This is a genomic window from uncultured Streptococcus sp. (genome assembly GCF_963536705.1).
In the GTDB taxonomy this organism is placed as follows: Bacteria; Bacillota; Bacilli; order Lactobacillales; family Streptococcaceae; genus Streptococcus.
Genome location: NZ_CAUTAP010000001.1, coordinates 141,956 through 160,839, shown reverse-complemented (window position 1 = coordinate 160,839; position 18,884 = coordinate 141,956). Strand labels below are relative to the sequence as shown.

At 45.5% G+C, this 18,884-nt stretch carries 15 protein-coding genes; 2 read left to right on the top strand and 13 right to left on the bottom strand.

Translation table 11 applies throughout. The features are described from left to right. Nucleotides 1–107: 107 nt before the first annotated feature. From RWX26_RS00760 to RWX26_RS00715, 10 genes are all read right to left on the bottom strand, one after another. Complete coding sequence (locus tag RWX26_RS00760) at nucleotides 108–3,644, bottom strand: pneumococcal-type histidine triad protein (RefSeq protein ID WP_314578232.1); 3,537 nt, start codon at nucleotides 3,642–3,644, stop codon at nucleotides 108–110. Nucleotides 3,645–3,653: 9 nt separating this feature from the next. Further along, on the bottom strand, nucleotides 3,654–4,592 hold the full coding sequence (locus RWX26_RS00755) for a metal ABC transporter solute-binding protein, Zn/Mn family (RefSeq protein ID WP_314578229.1): 939 nt from the start codon (nucleotides 4,590–4,592) through the stop codon (nucleotides 3,654–3,656). A 284-nt stretch (nucleotides 4,593–4,876) separates the two neighbouring features. Beyond that, a complete protein-coding gene (gene carB, locus RWX26_RS00750; protein WP_314578226.1) occupies nucleotides 4,877–8,056 on the bottom strand; it encodes a carbamoyl-phosphate synthase large subunit in 3,180 nt (1,059 codons plus the stop codon). Nucleotides 8,057–8,079: 23 nt separating this feature from the next. After that, nucleotides 8,080–9,156, bottom strand: coding sequence for a carbamoyl phosphate synthase small subunit (locus tag RWX26_RS00745; RefSeq protein ID WP_032909561.1), 1,077 nt, complete (start codon nucleotides 9,154–9,156; stop codon nucleotides 8,080–8,082). A gap of 114 nt (nucleotides 9,157–9,270) precedes the next feature. Next, nucleotides 9,271–10,188 (bottom strand): aspartate carbamoyltransferase catalytic subunit, encoded by a 918-nt coding sequence (locus RWX26_RS00740; protein ID WP_002900182.1) that lies wholly within the window; start codon nucleotides 10,186–10,188, stop codon nucleotides 9,271–9,273. Between the two features lie 107 nt (nucleotides 10,189–10,295). Then, a complete protein-coding gene (locus RWX26_RS00735) occupies nucleotides 10,296–11,579 on the bottom strand; it encodes a solute carrier family 23 protein (protein WP_314578219.1) in 1,284 nt (427 codons plus the stop codon). Between the two features lie 8 nt (nucleotides 11,580–11,587). Beyond that, complete coding sequence (pyrR, locus tag RWX26_RS00730) at nucleotides 11,588–12,106, bottom strand: bifunctional pyr operon transcriptional regulator/uracil phosphoribosyltransferase PyrR (RefSeq protein WP_002900180.1); 519 nt, start codon at nucleotides 12,104–12,106, stop codon at nucleotides 11,588–11,590. 232 nt (nucleotides 12,107–12,338) lie between these two features. After that, entirely contained in the window at nucleotides 12,339–14,846 is a 2,508-nt protein-coding gene (locus tag RWX26_RS00725; protein WP_314578214.1) for a pneumococcal-type histidine triad protein, read from the bottom strand. Nucleotides 14,847–14,984: 138 nt separating this feature from the next. Next, the gene (locus tag RWX26_RS00720; protein WP_314578212.1) at nucleotides 14,985–15,617 is read right to left on the bottom strand and encodes a Pr6Pr family membrane protein; all 633 of its coding nucleotides are present in this window, start codon (nucleotides 15,615–15,617) and stop codon (nucleotides 14,985–14,987) included. Between the two features lie 7 nt (nucleotides 15,618–15,624). After that, entirely contained in the window at nucleotides 15,625–15,963 is a 339-nt protein-coding gene (locus tag RWX26_RS00715) for a zinc ribbon domain-containing protein YjdM (RefSeq protein ID WP_314578209.1), read from the bottom strand. Between the two features lie 272 nt (nucleotides 15,964–16,235). Here RWX26_RS00715 and RWX26_RS00710 point away from each other — a divergent pair, with 272 nt between their 5' ends. Beyond that, nucleotides 16,236–16,760, top strand: coding sequence for a hypothetical protein (locus RWX26_RS00710; RefSeq protein ID WP_125356273.1), 525 nt, complete (start codon nucleotides 16,236–16,238; stop codon nucleotides 16,758–16,760). Nucleotides 16,761–16,780: 20 nt separating this feature from the next. Next, nucleotides 16,781–17,311, top strand: a complete 531-nt coding sequence (locus RWX26_RS00705) for a transcription repressor NadR (protein WP_185760087.1) — start codon at nucleotides 16,781–16,783, stop codon at nucleotides 17,309–17,311. 46 nt (nucleotides 17,312–17,357) lie between these two features. Here RWX26_RS00705 and RWX26_RS00700 read toward each other — a convergent pair whose 3' ends face one another. The 3 genes from RWX26_RS00700 to RWX26_RS00690 are packed head-to-tail and all read right to left on the bottom strand — an operon-like array spanning nucleotide 17,358 to nucleotide 18,869. After that, nucleotides 17,358–17,825 (bottom strand): 8-oxo-dGTP diphosphatase, encoded by a 468-nt coding sequence (locus tag RWX26_RS00700; RefSeq protein ID WP_314578199.1) that lies wholly within the window; start codon nucleotides 17,823–17,825, stop codon nucleotides 17,358–17,360. Beyond that, on the bottom strand, nucleotides 17,798–18,334 hold the full coding sequence (locus tag RWX26_RS00695) for a hypothetical protein (protein ID WP_314578197.1): 537 nt from the start codon (nucleotides 18,332–18,334) through the stop codon (nucleotides 17,798–17,800). The genes RWX26_RS00700 and RWX26_RS00695 overlap by 28 nt, the downstream gene beginning before the upstream one ends. Further along, nucleotides 18,324–18,869, bottom strand: a complete 546-nt coding sequence (locus tag RWX26_RS00690) for a DUF1697 domain-containing protein (RefSeq protein ID WP_314578194.1) — start codon at nucleotides 18,867–18,869, stop codon at nucleotides 18,324–18,326. Before RWX26_RS00690 ends, RWX26_RS00695 begins: the two co-directional genes overlap by 11 nt. Nucleotides 18,870–18,884 lie beyond the last annotated feature (15 nt).

The window sequence follows — 18,884 nt, the reverse complement described above, 5'->3', positions numbered from 1 at the left end:
TCAATCAAATAAGTATAGGCTTGTGAAAATCAAAAACGAATGATGGTCTTAGACTTGGCTTGGTCTTCATCATTCGTTTTATTGTTATTTTACATCAAAATGTAAGCTTAGCTAATCTTAACAGTTTTCAGCTGGCCGTCAGCTCCTGTAAAGCTGATGCTTCTGCTTGCTGGATTATAGCTGAAAGTCTCTGGACTGACACCGTAGAGCTGAGAAAGCTCCTGCAATTTCTGGTTGAATGCTTCCTCTGTCATGCCAAAACTCGCTGCTAAGCTTGATTGACCAGTTGGGTTTGCAGCTGTCGAAGCTTCTGCCGGTTTGTCAGATTGGTTTTGAGCTGCTTCTCCAGTGGCAGATTCAGAAGGTAGATTGCCTGTTTGCGCAGTTTCTGGAGCACCGCTGCTTGCTACCTGACCAGAAGCAGGCTGTTCAGCCAGTGCTTTCAAGAAGCCTTTTTGCACCGCATAGGCATCTGCTGCTTGACGCTCGGCTTCTGACAAGTCTTTCTTGTAAATATAGTGCTCGTGATCCAAATGGGCTACCCGATAGCCTTGCTCATCCGCTCCGACCATATCCTGCAGATTAAAATGATAGTCATCATCTTCCCTATGCTGAGAATCGGACTCGTTTTCCCCCTCAGGATGGACGAGTGACTGCTGGAAGGCTAGGATTTCTTTAAGCAGCTCTTTCTTGTCTGTAGCTCTCTGTCCAAGCTTATCAAAAAGCTGGTCCAGCTGCTGGTATTGCTGCTCACTTCCTTGATTCTTTTCCAAATACTGATGAATAGACATGAGCAGATTATAAAGCTGTTGATAAACTTCCTGATTTTCCGTATTAGCTGGCTCTTCCTTTTGTCCGGCAATGGTTCGGCTCATCTGATCCAAAAGCTTCTGACTTGCTGCCAGTAAAGCTTGCTTGTCTGAGCTGCTGCTCTTTAATTCCTTACCTAATTCTAAGATTCTAGCTGCATAGTCTGCTCGGCTGTTCTGGTCCTTTATTTCTCCAAGAAGTTCCTGAGCTTTTCCAAGGAAGACAAGTGCTTGAGCACTCTTCTCACTATCATCCGAGGTGCCAAAATCATCATAAATACCCTTCAAAAAGTCATAAATCATAGCCTTATAGGTTGGCTGATCGGGCTCTCCCTGATCCAACTCTGTCTTTTCAGAGGACGGAGAAGGCTGACCGCTAGCAAGGGCAGCTACGATCTCTTTCTTAGTCTGATAGAGAGCGGGGAAAAGCTGCTGGAGATTGGTCGCTTCTATAAAGGCTTGGGACTTATAGAGTGTCAAGGTCAGCCCAGCCGCTTTTCTGCGCAGCTCAGGGCTCAAACGTCCATCCTCTAATGCTTGGTAGAAATAACGAATATAATCAACCGCTGTAACGCCTGTTCGATCATGATAATCTTCTAAAGCAGATAGTAATTGTCCTAGCTCTGCCATTTCAGCTTGATTCTGCCCAGCATAAGCATTTTGCAGACGCTGCAGCAAGTCAGCTTTCTTCAGCCCATAGCTATCTGTGTCAAGTCGGTTCATTCTCTCCAAAAGCCCTTGATAGGTCTTGTCTAGCTCGGTCTCTTGGATTGGCTTGACCGTCTGATCCATATGGATAAACTGCTTATCAAAGTTATCCAGACTGCTCAAATAACCAGCTGTTGAGTTGCTAGGCAGCTTCTTCATGGTTTCCACAAACTGCCCCAAAGCCATCTCAATCCGCCGCTGCATAAGAGGATCATCGGCATAGAGACGCTGACTGTCCGCTTTTAGGCTTTCTACCTTTTGCAAAACAGCAGCCTCATCATAATCGCCCTGCTCATACTTAGATTGAATCTGAGGCAGACGATTTTTCAAGGCTTCTGCTGCGCCCTTGGACTGGATCTTAATATAGTGATTGTGGTCGCCATGAGGAATGACAAACTGACCATCTTCCACCTGCAGACTGTAAGGCGAAAGACCTGAGCGCAAGGCTGTTGTGTAGAGCTCATTCATGAAGTCCAGCTCTGCATTGCCCGTTACCAGAGGAATGCGGACATGCTCCTTGCGAACAGCATAGGGGTGGATATGAGTCGGATCGTAGGCTTGGTCAGGGTTATTAAAGACAAAGAAACCGTTTGAGATGCGAACCGCCTCCTTGGGAACGCCATAGGTTTGGCAGATATAAGCAATCTTTTCCTCATCACTGGCATCGCGTGAATAACGTTCAGCGTCATTGACTGCTGCTGACGGTTTTACTGGTTGCTGCTTAGCCAAGACCCGCTCCGCTGCTTGAATCTGTTCAGCAGTCAAGTCCTTCTTGTAAAAGTAATGAGCATGGTCTCCGTGCGATACCATGTAGCCTTGGTCGTCCTTGCCAATGACAGCCTCCGCATGAAAACCATGGTCGTGATCAGGCTGTGACGGTAGCTGAGGCTTCAAAGCTTGCAGTGGATCGCCCAGCGGCTCGTAAGTATAGCCAATAGGAATCAAGTGGGCAATCTTCGCTTCCAAGTCTGATAGCTTGTCATAAGGAATGAAATGATGGTGGTCTCCGTGGGGTATAACGACCCCTTTGTCTGTCCGACGGCTGATTTTCAGCGGGTCAAATACCACGCCGTCCCCTTCATGATAGCGCTGAGACTGAGGCAGGGCATAGAGTTGCTGCAGCAGACTTGGCAAGGATGGCTGAGACGGCTGAAGCGGATTAGATGAATTCGGCTGAGTAACCGCTAAGCCAGGACTTGGCTGCTCAATCTTTGAATGATTTGGCAGCTGTGGAGACGGATTTGAGACTGGCCCACCCTGATTGATAGCACTATTCTGATTCCAAGTATTGGAAGAAGCTATTGTCCTGCCGTAGTTAGGCGGATTCACCCGTCCGCCAGCCCGCCTGCTATTCCAATAGCTCTGAGCCGCAGCCAATTCTGCTGGCGACAAGTCGCTCTTGGGAATATAGTGAAAATGCCCGCCATGCGGCACGATAAATGCATCGCCAGTATCCTCAATGATATCAGACGGACTAAAAACATAACCATCATCCGTCCTATATCCCCCTTGACCTTGGTAAGAAACTCCTGCAAGGTCTGCGGCTGTCTTTCCCGCAGCGAGGGACTTGCTGGGCTGGCTGAAATCGCGAGTCCTGCTTGATTTTGTTGCGGAAGATTTGCCACTATCGCCTTCTTCCTTGGTCTTATGCAGCTTCTTCTGCCTCGCAATCTCATCCACCGAGCGGACATTGCTGGTATGTTTGGCATCCTTGAGGTAGAGATAATACTTCCCCTCCACCTTAATGATATAACCATCCTTGACCTCATTGACAATATCTGCTTCTTGCAGCGTGTAGTTAGGATCCCGGATAATCAGCTCTTCGCTGAGAATAGCATCAAAAGGCACCTTTCCATCAAAGTAATGATAATGGTCTCCATGGGAAGTGACGTAGCCTTTGTCTGTGATTTTTACAACGATTTGTTCTGCTTCAATACCTTCCTCATCATTGATTTGGTCAGATGTCAAATTTTTATCCGTCTTGTCGCCCGAAGTCTTGTCCTCAATATAGGCTACTTTGTTATCTTTGGTCTGAGGTCGGGGCTGAGCTTGCCATTGGATAAGACCGTAAGTTCCGATACCAAGAGCTAATACAGCAGCTGAAGCAAGAAAATATTTCTTTTTCATGGTTGTCTTTTATCCTTTCAAATCTTTAGCTAAAACAGCTAGATTTTCTTCTAAATTTTCTAAATAAGATAGTTGGTTGGCTGGGTCTGCTTCCAGAGGATTCAGCTCCTTGATTTGTACACCGGTCGCCTTGACCAAGGTTTGAGCCACTTTGGAAGAAGCATTGCTTTCCACAAAAATGGTCTTCACCTTGTGCTCCTTGACAAAGTCTTCTATCTCTGTCAGCTGACGCGGACTAGGCTCCTGCTCCGGTGAAATACCCGCAATACCCAACTGAGTCAGCCCGAAGCGCTTGGCCAGATAAGAAAAGGCTGTATGTTGGGTGACAAAGGTCTTGTTGGGCACTCTATCAAAAATCTCCTGATAGCGTTCTGTCAGCTCCTGGGCCTCTTCTTGAAATTTTCGGGCGTTGGCCTGATAAGTATCCCGATGGTCGCTATCCAGCTCTGACAGCCTGTCGGCGATAATCTGGGCTTCCTCTGCAGCCTTCTGAGGATCCAACCAGGTATGGGGGTCATAGAGCGTCTTCTCATCCACTCCCTCTCCCGCTTGGACATCTTCCAAGCCAGCGACTCGATCCAACTCCATTCCCTGGGAAGCCTCAAGGACTTGAACCTTGGAATTCTTGAGACTAGGATTCAGCTCTCCCGCCCAGGACTCCAAGGTCCGTGAATGATAGACAAAGACATCTGCATTATAGATGGCTGCCACATCATTGGCTGAAGGCTCAAAATCATGAATGCCACTGCTAGACTGAATCATGCGCACGTCATTTAGATCGCCCGATATAGCCTTAACCATGGAGTAAATAGGATAAAAGCTGGTTACAATCCTCAATCCTCGCGATGAACTAGATTGACTGGATTCCTTTTGAGACTGACACCCCCAGAGACACAAGGCCAGGGCCAGCAGACTAAGGCAGGCTAAGAATTTTAAAGCTCGTTTCATAACATCTCCTTAACTCATTATTAACTGGTTTATTAACCGGTTAATATCATACACCTTGTCAACTTTTTTGTCAAGTTTTTTAAGAAAATAAAGCAAAAAGGAAGTAGAATTCTTTCCCACTTCCTCTTTGCTTTTAATTTCAATATATTTTGAAAGGTTATTTATTATGACTATTCAAGGACAGAATAAACTTGGACAAATGCTTCTCTCAAGCTTAACCGTTTGAGATTACTTTTCCAACTTTCAGACCGGCAAACGACAATCTGGAACACAAAAATCTAGCTCTATATCGCCTCTGTAGTGAAACTGCGGCTTTCCAGCACTTTCAGCATAGCATCAGCTGTGTCCAAGGCTGTGAAGAGGGGCACTCCGTGCTCAATAGCTGAGCTGCGGATTATTTGACCATGCTTGTCAGCTGTCCGCTTAGTTCCGACCGTGTTAATAATAGCCTGAACCTTGCCCTTGCGGATATAGGCTGGGATGTCCTTGTGATCATCACTGCCGATTTTTTCCACCAGACGGACGTGTAGGCCGTGATTTTCAAAATAGGAGGCTGTTCCCTTGGTTGCCCAGATACCATAGCCAATATTGGCAAAACGCTGAGCCAGCTGCAGGGCTTCTTCCTTGCTGTCATCTGCAATAGTAAAGACGACATTACCAAAGTTTGGCAGATGGAGATAGGAAGCCTCAAAAGCCTTGTAGAGTGCTTTTTCGAGCGTGCGATCACTGCCCATGACTTCGCCGGTAGACTTCATCTCAGGTCCCAAAAGACTGTCAACCTTGGCCAGCTTGGTAAAGGAGAAGACTGGCGCCTTGATATGAACCATGAAACTTTCTGGATGAAGACCATCTTCATAGCCCAGCTCTGCCAAGCTTTCCCCAAGAATCAAACGAGTCGCTACTTGCGCCATTGGAATATCAGTCACCTTAGACAAGAAAGGAACAGTCCGGCTGGCACGCGGATTGACCTCAATGACATAGACCTGCTCATCTTTGATGACGAACTGAATATTCATCATGCCGATACAGTTGAGTCCCAGAGCCAAACGCTTGGTATAGTCTGCAATAGTATCCTTGACTTTCTGCGATAGAGTTTGTGGCGGATAGGCTGCCATGGAATCCCCTGAGTGAACCCCTGCCCGCTCAATATGCTCCATAATCCCTGGAATCAAGACCTGACGACCATCAGAAATAGCATCCACTTCGCACTCATCCCCAACAATGTAAGAATCTACCAAAACTGGATGGTCTGGACTGGCCTTAACCGCTGTCCGCATATAAGAGCGTAGATCCGCTTCGTTTTCTACGATTTCCATGGCACGGCCACCCAAGACATAGGAAGGTCGCACCAGGACTGGGAAGCCAATCTTACGAGCAGCCTCTACTGCCTCCTCTTCATTAGTGGCTGTCTGGCCCGGCGGCTGCGGAATATCCAGCTCCTTCAGCGCCTGCTCAAAGAGATCTCGGTCCTCAGCTCGATCCAAGTCCGCTACCTGGGTACCTAAAATCTTCACACCAGCCTTGGACAGGGGTTCTGCCAGATTAATGGCTGTCTGCCCGCCAAACTGGACGATAACCCCCTTAGGCTGTTCCAGCTCAATGACATTCATGACATCTTCAAAGGTCAGCGGCTCAAAGTAGAGCTTATCAGAGACAGAAAAGTCAGTCGATACAGTCTCCGGATTGCTGTTCATGATAATCGCTTCATAACCAGCTGCCTGAATAGCCTTTACAGAATGAACCGTCGCATAGTCAAACTCGACCCCTTGTCCGATTCGGATAGGACCAGAACCCAGCACCAGAACAGATTCCTTGCTGGATTTGACAGATTCATTTTCAAAGCCATAGGTAGAGTAGAAATAAGGCGTCGCAGACTCGAACTCAGCAGCACAAGTATCCACCATCTTGTAAACCGGCACAATCTTCTGCTCCTGCCGGATGCGACGCACCTGCTCAGCTGTCATGCCCCACAAGGATGCAATCTTAGTATCCGCAAAGCCGTTTTGCTTGGCCTTCTTGAGCACATAGCTATCTCCGATATGACTGGCCAACTCCTGCTCGATTTCGTAAATGTGGAGCAACTTATCCAGGAAAAAGACATCAATCTTGGTCAGTTCGGCAATTTCATCAGGACTGTAACCACGGCGAATAGCCTCTGAGATATAGAAAAGTCGGTCATCTTGCGCCTTGACAATCTTCCTCATCAGCTCGTCATCGCTTACTTGACTGAGAGCAGGCAACTCGTTGTGGTCCACACCAACTTCTAAAGAGCGACAGGCCTTGAGCAGACTTTCTTCAATATTGCGACCGATAGCCATGACTTCGCCTGTCGCCTTCATCTGGGTTCCTAGACGGCGCTCACCCTGCTCAAACTTATCAAATGGAAAGCGCGGAATTTTAGCGACCACGTAGTCCAGAGCCGGCTCAAACATAGCATAGGTAGAGCCTGTCACCGGATTGATGATTTCATCTAATGTAAGCCCGACCGCGATTTTAGCCGCTAGCTTGGCAATCGGATAACCAGTCGCCTTAGAGGCAAGGGCTGATGAGCGAGAAACCCGCGGATTGACCTCGATGACATAGTATTTGAAACTATGCGGGTCCAAAGCCAGCTGCACATTACAGCCACCCTCAATCTTCAGAGCTCGAATAATCTTGAGACTGGCGTCCCGCAGCATCTGGTATTCATAGTCTGAGATAGTCTGACTAGGCGCAAAGACGATTGAATCCCCTGTGTGAATGCCGACTGGGTCAAAGTTTTCCATATTACATACGACCAATGCATTGTCTGCACCATCCCGCATGACTTCGTATTCAATTTCCTTAAAACCTGCTATGGAGCGCTCGATTAGACACTGAGTAACCGGAGAGAGTTTGAGGCCGTTTTCTGCGATTTCCTGCAGCTCTTCCTCATTGCTACAGATACCGCCGCCAGTTCCTCCCAGTGTAAATGCCGGACGAACAATGACTGGATAGCCGATGCCAGCCGCAAATTCCAGCGCTTCATCCACTGTATTGACAATTTCTGACTCAGGGATGGGCTGGCCTAACTCTTCCATCAGCTGCTTGAATAGGTCTCGGTCTTCCGCTTGGTCAATGGCCGATAACTTGGTTCCCAAAAGTTCCACTCCCAGCTCTTCTAAAAGCCCTGACTTGGATAGTTCCATGGCCATATTGAGTCCGGTCTGGCCACCCAGAGTAGGCAGCAGAGCATCTGGCCGCTCCTTACGCAATATCCGCGCAACAAACTCCAGCGTGATAGGCTCGATATAAACTCGGTCCGCAATTTCCTTGTCCGTCATGATGGTTGCTGGGTTAGAATTAACCAAGACAACACTGTAGCCCTCTTCTTTCAAGGACAGGCAAGCCTGGGTCCCAGCATAGTCAAACTCCGCAGCCTGACCGATAACAATAGGACCAGAACCGATGACCATAATTTTCTGAATATCTTTACGTTTTGGCATAGTGCACCTCTCAATCTTGCTTCCTAGTAAGCCTGATGGGCATCCATCATTTCCATAAACTCGTCAAAGAGATAGTCTGCATCATGCGGTCCCGGCGCAGCATCTGGGTGGAACTGCACAGAAAAGGCAGGATAATCCCGATGGCGCACACCTTCGACAGACTTATCATTGATTTCTTCATGAGTCACAATCAGGCATTCTGGCAAATCCTCACGACTGACTGCATAGCCGTGATTTTGACTGGTAAAGTCAACTCGGCCTGTTGCAATCTCGCGTACCGCATGGTTGAAGCCACGGTGGCCGAACTTCATCTTATGCGTCTTGGCACCGTTAGCCATGGAGAAGAGCTGATGTCCCATACAGATCCCAAAAATTGGAATCTTGCCCTGAACACCACGAATCATGTCCAGAGCCTCCGGCACATCTTCCGGATTTCCCGGTCCATTGGACAGCATGACGCCGTCAGGATTGAGCTGGAGAATTTCCTCAGCTCTGGTATCATAAGGCACCACTGTCACGCTGCAGTTGCGCTTAGCTAACTCCCGCAGGATAGAATGTTTGAGACCAAAGTCAACCAATACCACACTGCGACCCGTTCCCGGAGCTGGATAGGACTGCTTGGTAGACACCTGCTTGATGTTATCAGTTGGCAGAACAGTCGCCTGCAGCTGGTCTTGCAAATGCTCAATACTATCATCCGCATTGGCAATAGTTGCCCGCATAGTTCCATGCTGGCGGATAATCTTGGTTAGTGCCCTTGTATCAATTCCCGAAATGCCTGGTATCTTCTTGATTTTGAGGAACTCATCCAAAGACAATTGCTGGCGCCAGTTACTGGCACGACGTGCATACTCATAGACCACCACTCCCTTGCAGGTTGGCAGAATGGATTCATAGTCGTCTCGATTGACACCATAATTTCCAACCAAGGGATAGGTAAAGGTCAAAATCTGGCCGTTATAAGACTGGTCCGTAATCGATTCCTGATAGCCTGTCATGCCTGTGTTAAAGACGATTTCACCTGTCACAAAAAGATCCGCTCCAAAAGCTTCCCCTTCGAAAATCATGCCGTTTTCCAATATTAAAAGTCTCTTTGCCATTGTTCCCTCCTGTCCAAGATGCAGACCGCCCATGACCATCCACATAAGATATATAATAATAGGGAGTGGGATTGCTTCACATAGCTTCACCCACTCCCGGCCTACTGTCCGAGATTATTGACGACCTTTCAGAACCGCTTCGATAATAGCCATTCTGACAAAGACGCCGTTGGTCATTTGTTCAACGATACGCGATTTTGGTGCTTCGACCAGATGATCCGCAATTTCTACATCGCGGTTAACTGGAGCTGGATGCATGAGAATCGCTGTATCTTTCATACGGTCATACCGCTCTTGAGTCAGCCCATGCAGTCTGTGGTAATTTTCTTTAGAAAAGATGGACTCGTAGTCATGGCGCTCATGCTGCACGCGCAGGAACATCATGACATCCACTTCTTCAATTACCTCATCAATGGTGACAAACTTACCATAGTCCGCAAACTCTTGGCTCCGCCATTCTTCCGGACCAGCAAAGTAGAGCTCTGCCCCCAAGCGCTTGAGAATCTGCATGTTTGACTTAGCCACGCGCGAATGGTCCAAGTCACCAGCAATCGCAACCTTTAGTCCTTCAAAGCGACCAAACTCTTGATAAATAGTCATCAAATCCAGCAAGCTTTGGCTAGGATGCTGACCAGAACCGTCTCCACCGTTAACGATAGAAGTCGTAATGGTTGGACTTTCCACTAGCTCTTTGTAATAATCCACTTCTGGGTGGCGAATGACACAAACATCGACGCCAAGGGCAGACATGGTCAGGATAGTGTCATACAAGGTTTCTCCTTTATTGACCGAGCTGGTCTTGACATCAAAGTCCAGAAGATCGCAACCCAACTTCAACTCTGCTACCTCAAAGGCCTTGTGAGTCCGCGTCGAAGGCTCAAAGAAGAGGTTAGAAACGATATGCTGCTCATCATAATGGACTTTAGCGCCATTTCTAAATTCGATTCCGCGTTTAATCAAGGCCATAACTTCTTCATTTGACAGAGTTTCCATAGAAACAAGGTTCTTAAGAGCGATTTGATTGGATGACATGATGTAATTCTCCTTTATGAAAGAATGAGGGCTTCCAGAGTGCTGCAAGTAAAGTCGCTCTGAGAGCAAGCTATTTTTGAACGAAAGTTAATGATTTAGCACCTAGCTCAATCCTTGGGCTCAGGCAGGACAAGATAGAGTACAATTCCCAGAATAGTTGACAAGGCAACTCCTGAGATTTGCAGACCCGACAGCTGCAAGGTCAGACCGCCGATACCAGATACCAAGATAACACTGGCAATCAAGAGGTTCTTTTTATTGTCAAAGTTGGTCTGTGCTTCGATCAGAATTTTGAGACCGCTCGAAGCAATTACCCCAAAGAGGGCGATGGAAATACCACCCAGTACAGGACTCGGAATGGATTGGAGCAATGCAGATACCTTGCCAACAAAGCTCATGACAATAGCCAGCACTGCTGCGCCAGCAATGACATAGACGCTGTAGATTTTATTGAGCGCCATGACTCCGATATTCTCTCCGTAGCTAGTCACTGGTGGTGCTCCGAAAAGCCCTGCAATAATCTGAGCCAGACCATCACCAGTCAGGGTCTTGTCCAGTCCTGGATCCTGGAAGAAATCCTTGCCTGTCAAGCTATTCAGCACCATAACATGCCCGAAGTGTTCTGTCATGGTTACAAAGGCGATAGGTGCCATAGTCAAAATCGCACTAGGATAAAATTTCACATCGTAGTCCAAGAAAGGCAGACTCATAGGCGGAAGGTGGAACCAAGACGCTTCTCCTACCTTGGCAAAAGAAACGATTTCCTGCCCAGTCACAGCCCCTAGAATCAAGCTAAAGATGTAGCCGACTATCAGGCCTAGCAAGACTGGGATGATTCCCACAATCTTCTTACCATAGATATTAAAGAGGATGACTGCCAAGAGAGTGACCATACCGATAATGAAGTAGGTCAAATCATAAACCTTTTCACCATTAGCTGCTGTCTTATTCATCACATCGCTAACAGCTGTTCCAGCCAAGCTCAGACCAATGACCATGATGATAGGCCCAACCACTACTGGCGGCAGCACCTTGTCAATCCAAGCATTTCCAGCAAACTTGACAATCAGTGCCACGATAAAGTAGACCAGACCACCAGTGATGGCTCCCTGTGCAACCGCTCCGATACCATCTGTCTTCATCAGCATCTGCATGGCTGCGATATAAGCAAAACTAGAGCCCATGTAAGCCGGAATCTTGTACTTGGTAACAGTCAGATGGGCCAGTGTTCCCAGACCGCTGGAAAAGAGGGCTACCGCTGGGTCAATTCCCACCAGAATCGGTACCAAGACCGTCGCCCCAAACATGGCGAACAAGTGCTGAAAGGATAGTCCTAAAAGCAGACCTGGCTTTGGCATATCATGCACATCATACTTAACATCTTGACTCATTTAGCTTATTACTCCCCCATAATCAAAACGCGATCTTGACCGTCTGTCTCGGTCATCTCAACAATAATCTCCTCAGTTTGGCTAGTCGGAATGTTCTTGCCGACATAATCTGCCCGTATCGGCAGCTCGCGGTGACCACGGTCTACCAAGACAGCCAGACCAACCCGAGAGGGACGTCCGTGACTGACCAGATTGTCAATAGCTGCTCGAATAGTCCGTCCTGTGTAGAGGACATCGTCAATCAGGATTACTTGACGGTCGGTAATATCTACTGGAATCACTGTCGTATCTTCCTCAACCTTGATATCATCTCGAAAAGGCTTGGTATCTACTTCTGCGACTGGAATATCGATATTCTCCAACTGAACCAACCGCTTCTGAATCCGGTGAGCCAAGTGAACCCCACGGGTCTTAATGCCAGCCAAGACCACTTGGTTCAAGTCCTTGTTGCGCTCGATGATTTCATAGGTAATCCGCGTAATCGCGCGATTCATGGTGATGTCATCGACAACTTCTTTTGTTTTCATTCTTTCCTCCTCAAATAACAGAAAAAGTCTCCTTATACAAGGAGACTTCAGAAAAATCTAGTCAGGCAAGCTAAAACAAGACGCACTTGCTTACACTCCACCCATCTTTTTACTTGCTCCTTGTCTATCTCTCTGGATAGAATTAAAGGATTATTTAATTTTTTATACTATATCACAAATTCAAAACTATTTCAAGAAAAAATTGTATTTTTTCTGCTTGACTGGATAAGGATTAGTGACTGGCTTCTTTCTCCGCCTTTTCCTTATCTTTTGGATTCTTTTGATTTTCTTTGTTTTCTGCTTGAGCTAGCTCGTCTTTTAATTCAGGCTTTTCAGTAGTTGGCACTTCTTCTGATGATGGCTTAGAAGAGTTTTCTGGATTCTCATCTTGATTGTTTAACTCTGCTTCAGGAGATCCAGCTGAATGCTCATTATCGTTTGAAGCTCCTTGGCTGCTTGCTTCAGATGAGGCTGGCTTACCTTGTACATCTGCACTTATAGGCTCACTTTGCTTAGGTGCTTCCTTCTTTTCGTCCTTTGCATCAGCCGGCTTATTATTGTCAATGCTGCCACCCTGAACATCTGGGAAATGCTGCGCCAAGGCTTTCGGAATTTTATTTTCATTCAATTCAAGCTCTGCTTTAGGGATGTGATTGTCGCTGACATTGATATAAGTCACCGTCTTATTTGGTTCCTGCAGCGCCAAGGTTGTGATTTTATTCTTGTTGACAGCCAAATTGTCTAAAGCCCTAAACTGATTAATTCCTTCCAAGTTTTTCAGCTCATTCTCAGCCAAGTTTAAATTCTTCAAGGAAGACTGAGCGTCTGGAATATCCAAAGATGTAATCTTGTTTTGACTCGCGGACAAGGTAACTAAGTTCTTAGCAGCTTCAACTCCTGCCAGTGAAGTCAGACGATTGCCATTTAGGCTTAGAGTTGTCAGATTTGGATTAGACTTCAGGAAGTTCAAGCTCTCAACATTGGAATTGTCAGCTGTTAATTCTTCAAGTTTGGAAGCTTTGAGGGTATTGAGATTTAAGTTTGGATTATTGGATAAGAAAAGCCTTGTTAAATCTTCTTTTTGGCTCAGAGCAGAAATATCGTGCAGCTGATTGTGCTCTAAACTTACCGCTTTTAATTTTGAAAGCTTGGTCAAAGCAGAAATATCAGAGATATTGTTGTAGTCAAGGTTCAATGACTCCAGATTTTTCAACTTCGCCAAAGGCGAGATATCGGTAAGGTCATTTCCCGCTGCTGCCACTGTCTTGAGATTGGGATAATTCTTCAAGAAAGATAAATCAGTGATGCCATTCTGGGAAATATCCAAGCCTTCCAAGGTCGGAATCTCTTTTAAGAAATCATAGTTGGTAACGCCTGTCTTTGTCATCCACAGCTGTTTCAAATGTTTAAATTGCAGCACTGGTCTGATGTCCTTTATCGGAGTAAAGCCAATTCCCAGAACTTCAATATTCGGCATCAGTTCCAAGCCTTTTCTTTCAAGCGGATCTTTGCGCTGGCCTATATTTAGATATTTCACAGTTGCCAGCCAGGCTTTCATCTTTTCCTTATCCTTCTCATCTGATGGGAATGGGGTATCTGCCGTAGCATGTAAAATATCTTCAATGATCTCATCATCAAATCCTAGAGTTTTCAAGGTTGCCATACCAACTGCGTCATGAGCGTGTGGATTTCCATGAGGATCAAAAGGCTTGGTCGTATCAATCTCACTGACCAAGGTCGAATGGCTATGATCACCATGCGGATAGATAAATACCTTTCCTTTATCTGTATCGCTCACTTGAATCAGGCTTTCATCGATTCCTAATTGCTGAGCCAAATAGGCCTTTTTCTTGGCAACTTCTTCTTCCTTGTCTGATGGACTTGGAGTAGGTGCAGGAGCTGGTGCTGGTGAAGGCTGTGCTTGCCCTTGACGGCCATAGTAGGCATCTTCAGCAGCTTTTTTATGTTCCGCTGGAATCAATGACTCCCAAGGTGAAGCAATCAGCTGCTCATAGGGGATGAAATGAGTATGACCATTATGATCTGCCAGCAATCCAGAAGCTAACTTGCCAGTTACTCCGGTACCTTTAAATAAGAATCCATCACTTGTAGGATAATCAATCCCAGCAAACTGGCGTTTAGTTGTCCCTTGCTGCTGGGGAACAGACGGTCTAAGCGTTGGCTGATAAATATGTCCCGTAGGATTGCTAGAAGGTGTTGGACGATAGGTCGGTGCTTGTGCAAGATTCCCCACAGACTGTTTCAAAATATAATGGAAATGATCCCCGTGACGCACAACATAGCCGTATTGGTCTTCTGACACAATGTCTCTAGGATTAAAGACATAGCCATCATCAGCAGTGCTCATTTGATTTGCCAACTGAGGCGAGCCTGCAGGCACTTGCCCATCTTTTGGTATCAGATAGGCCCATTTACTATTCTTTAGATCAGAATAAAAAATAAAGTGCGTATGGCCATCATGCTCTAAAATCAAACCTTCACTAGTTCTAGCTTTAATTTGAGACTCGCTTTTGAAGAGAAAACCATCATCCGTCGGCTTATCAACTCCAGGAACCTGTCCTTTTTTGGTCGCCTTACTTTTCTTCTTCACTTCTTGCTTGGTCTTCACCTTCTCTTGACCGTTTTCCTGTTGAGATGTCTGAGACTGACAAGCAGCCAAGCAAAGATTACAAGCTAGAATGATCCCTGCTAGTCCTAACAGTTTCTGATTGTGTTTCATTCTTTCCTCCTTTTTTGTTTAACCGGTTAATCATTAACTAGTTAACTATATCATACAAATCTGATATTGGCAAGAAAAAATCGAAGCAAAATAAAAAAACAGATAAAATCTGTTTTTTTCATCTACAAGTACATGTATCTATGAAGTCTTCTTCTTTGAGAAAGAGATGGACTTTATTCCGTAAAAGACAAAACCAAAGATTAGGTAGGCTGCAAAGATAATCAAACACATCTGGATGACATAAGGCCAGCCTTTCTTAAAGACATTGAGGAAAAAGTAAGGAAATGGATTGTCCTTGGATCTTGGAATATCTATTTTCAAGAAGAAACCATTAAAGAGAGCAAAGGCCATGTAGACCAAAGGCACACTTGTCCAAGAAATCGGATCAAACCAGCGGTACTGGCGCGGCTTGTCAAAGATTACTGTATCCAGAAGAAACGCCAAGGGTACTATATAATGGCACAGAAAATTCTCTAGACGATAAAAATCTGTCGCAATCGGAGCCAGTAAGAGGTGATAAACGACGCAAGTAATCATGATGGACATGGTCACCCCGCCCTTGATTCGCAAGATTTTCGGCGTTTTCCAAGCATCGCCAGGTCTCGTCATCAGATAGACCAGATAGCCCGTAAAGAGCAGGACCAAGAGATTGGACAAAACCGTATAGTACATGAGCATGCCCACGCCATACTTAGTGATTTCCAGATACACACCCAAAAAGGCGAGAATAAACAGAATAATTCGATAAATTAAGATAAAACGGCGATTCATAGAGACCTCAAATTTTCTTAACAAACTCTGACTTGAGCTTCATCGCACCGAAGCCGTCAATCTTACAGTCAATATTATGATCGCCTTCCACGATGCGGATATTTTTCACGCGTGTTCCCTGCTTGAGATCCTTAGGTGCTCCTTTGACTTTCAGGTCCTTAATCAAGGTAACTGTGTCACCATCAGACAGCTTATTGCCATTAGCATCGATCACTACTGGTCCTTCTTCTGCTTCTTGAACCTCAGCTGGATTCCATTCATAGGCGCACTCTGGGCAGACCAAGAACGTTCCATCTTCGTAGACATACTCTGAATTACATTTGGGGCAGTTTGGTAAGTTGTTCATTTTTCTCCATTTCTAGTCAAGGCTGCTAAATTCCCATACCAGCCTTGTATATATGATCAAGCTCTTCTTTCATTTTTCAAGTCCAGCAGAACACTAATCGATGTGAAGGTCAACTAAATCCTAAAAATCTAGTTTGCTCCTATTTCACACCTTTCTAGTATAAGCTATTTTGAGCATTTTGACAAATCTCTTTTAGGATTTCCTACAGGTCTTGACCTTTCTGCAAAAACAGTGTACTATACTAGTGTATATACAGATAAAAAGGAGTCACTATGAAACCAAAATCTAAAAATCAGTTTATGACACTGACCGCTTTTTTGACTGCACTAGCTATTGTTATCCCGCTGGTTATGCCGATTAAAATTGTCATACCGCCCGCTTCCTTCACCTTAGCCAGCCATGTCGCTATCTTTTTGGCCATGTTTATATCCCCTCTCATGACGGTGATTGTCGTGATTGGTTCTGCTATTGGATTTGGAATGTCCGGACTTCCTTTTATCATCACGCTTAGAGCCCTGTCCCACTTGCTCTTTGCTAGCATCGGCGCTCTTTATCTGCAGAAGAACCCGGACACACTGGACAGCCCGAAGAAGACTTGGATATTTAATTTTTTACTGGCCTTGATTCATGCCTTTGGCGAAGTGGTCGTCTGCATCCTCTTTTACACGACTTCTGCCTATCCTGCTAATGCTTTCTATATCTTATTTGGTCTGGTTGGACTTGGTACGGTCATCCATAGCATGGTCGACTTTGTCATTGCTAAGTTCATCTATCAAGCGCTGAAAAAGATTCGCTAGAGCTTGAAGATTCCTGACTTTTGGTTTACAATGAAGCTATGACCAAGCAAAGACGAGAAGAACTATTAAACCTTTTGAAAACATCATCTGCTGCCCTCAACGGTCAGTCACTGGCTGAACATTTCCATGTGACCAGGCAGATTATCGTGCAAGATATTGCCCTCTTGCGGGCTGATGGTACCCCCATCCTCTCAACCAACCGTGGCTATCTTTATAAAGACCGCCAAGAAAGCACTGCTGTCCATCAGCTCTTCAAGGTTCAGCATGGGGCTGAGGATATGGAGGCCGAGCTGCTGGCTATCGTGGATAATGGCGGACGCGTACAGACTATTTTGATTGAGCATCCAGTTTACGGCGAAATCCAGACTTACCTGAAGCTGACCTGCCGCCGAGATGTCCAGCATTTTCTCCAACAGGTCTCATCCTGTGCCTTTCGCCCCTTATCTGAACTGACAGATGGAGTCCACTATCACCTAGTACAAGCCGACTCTCAGCAGGATTTGGACTATGTAGAATCTGCCTTGAGAGACCTAGGATTTTTACAGGAATAAATAGCAAGAAAAAAAGACTGATTAGGCCCCAACCTAGTCAGTCTTTTTAATACATACTCTTTCGCCAACCGCCTTCAATACGCTCATGATAGTAATATTCGGATAATTCCTCATCTTCCATCATACGTAGAAGTTCAAGCATATCGTAGGCTAAGTCCAGCTGAGGCAGGGTTTCCTTGTCTACCCAAGAGATCTCGCCCTCTTCTGTCGAATGAATCTGACCAGAAAATTCAGTCGCTTTGTAACAAAAGACAATGTAGCGAACCCCTTCATCCGTATGCCAGTTCTTAACTCCGACCAGTTTTGGATGAGTAATAGTCAAACCCGTTTCCTCTAAAATCTCACGGACAACTGAATCATGGAGAGACTCACCCTTCTCAATGTGACCACCCGGAAAAGCATATCCAGACCAAGGATAGCGCTCAGGAGAGCGATATTGCATTAGAAGTTTACCGCGCGATACATCTTCAACAAGGCAGATGTTTGTTAGGATTGTTTCTTGGGAACGTGACATTTCTTCTTCCTTTCTAAGTAAATAGCAATAAGAATGGCAAGCCCAGCTATACTAAAAAATACAATATAAGTCGCGATCGGAAACCAAACATAGCGAGAATCCAAACTGATTAGAGGTGGTGCAAAATGTTTTCCATCTTTTGATCGAATTCCTATAAAATAATGGATTAAGAAAACCGGCCCGTTCAGATAAAGAAATGCTTCCGCTAAAATCTTCAGAGAAGTAAATCCTTCTTTTCTCAAGCTACCAAATCGAGAATAATAAGGAATAAGCACCAAGAGGAGCAAGTTTACATATAAAGGAGTAATATAATTCAAATGACGAAGTGGAGCAGGAATGCTCTCATTACCAAAAGTTAAATATCCCACACCAATCGCAACAACTATTAAGACTAAAAAATTTAAAAAAGCTTCTACTACCCGATGTTTTTCCAACCAAAGACTAAACTTATTCCCCTGAACTTTTACTTTTCTTTTATTTTTCTTTTTCTTTTTGGTTTTACTTTTCATTCACCAACTCCACAATCTTCTGGAAAGTCTTGCCGTTTCGGATAGTTAGTTGCTTGTAAAAACTAGATTTGAGCAGTTTCTTATGGTAGTTGGACTTGAGATAGTCCGCTTGGTCAGCATTGCTATAAAAGAAAGCCGTCTGCCCAAAATGCAGTTGCTCCTTGTCATTTGCCCAGCTGCCTGCCAGCTCTTGAACACTATCCCTGTCTGTCTCCGGCAGATAAAAGAGAACATCTCGCCGAAAAGCTGTTTCATCCTTCCACCAAGCAGGCAGATTGGCTGTTTCTTTTTCAAGCATGGCAGAGCTGACAAGGACAAAAGGCAGAGGAAAATCATAAGACCGACTGAAATAAGCCGTCAAAATCTCCCGAATCCTCTCCTCCCGCTCCTCGCTGTCAAAGAAAAGATTGCCACTATTGATGTAGGAAACTGGATTTTCAAAACCCAACCCAGCCAAATCTTTCTTCAAATCAGCCATAACAACCTTGTTTTTCCCGCCGACATTAATGCCACGGAGTAAAAGTGCATAACGCATGTGTGCTCCTTACAA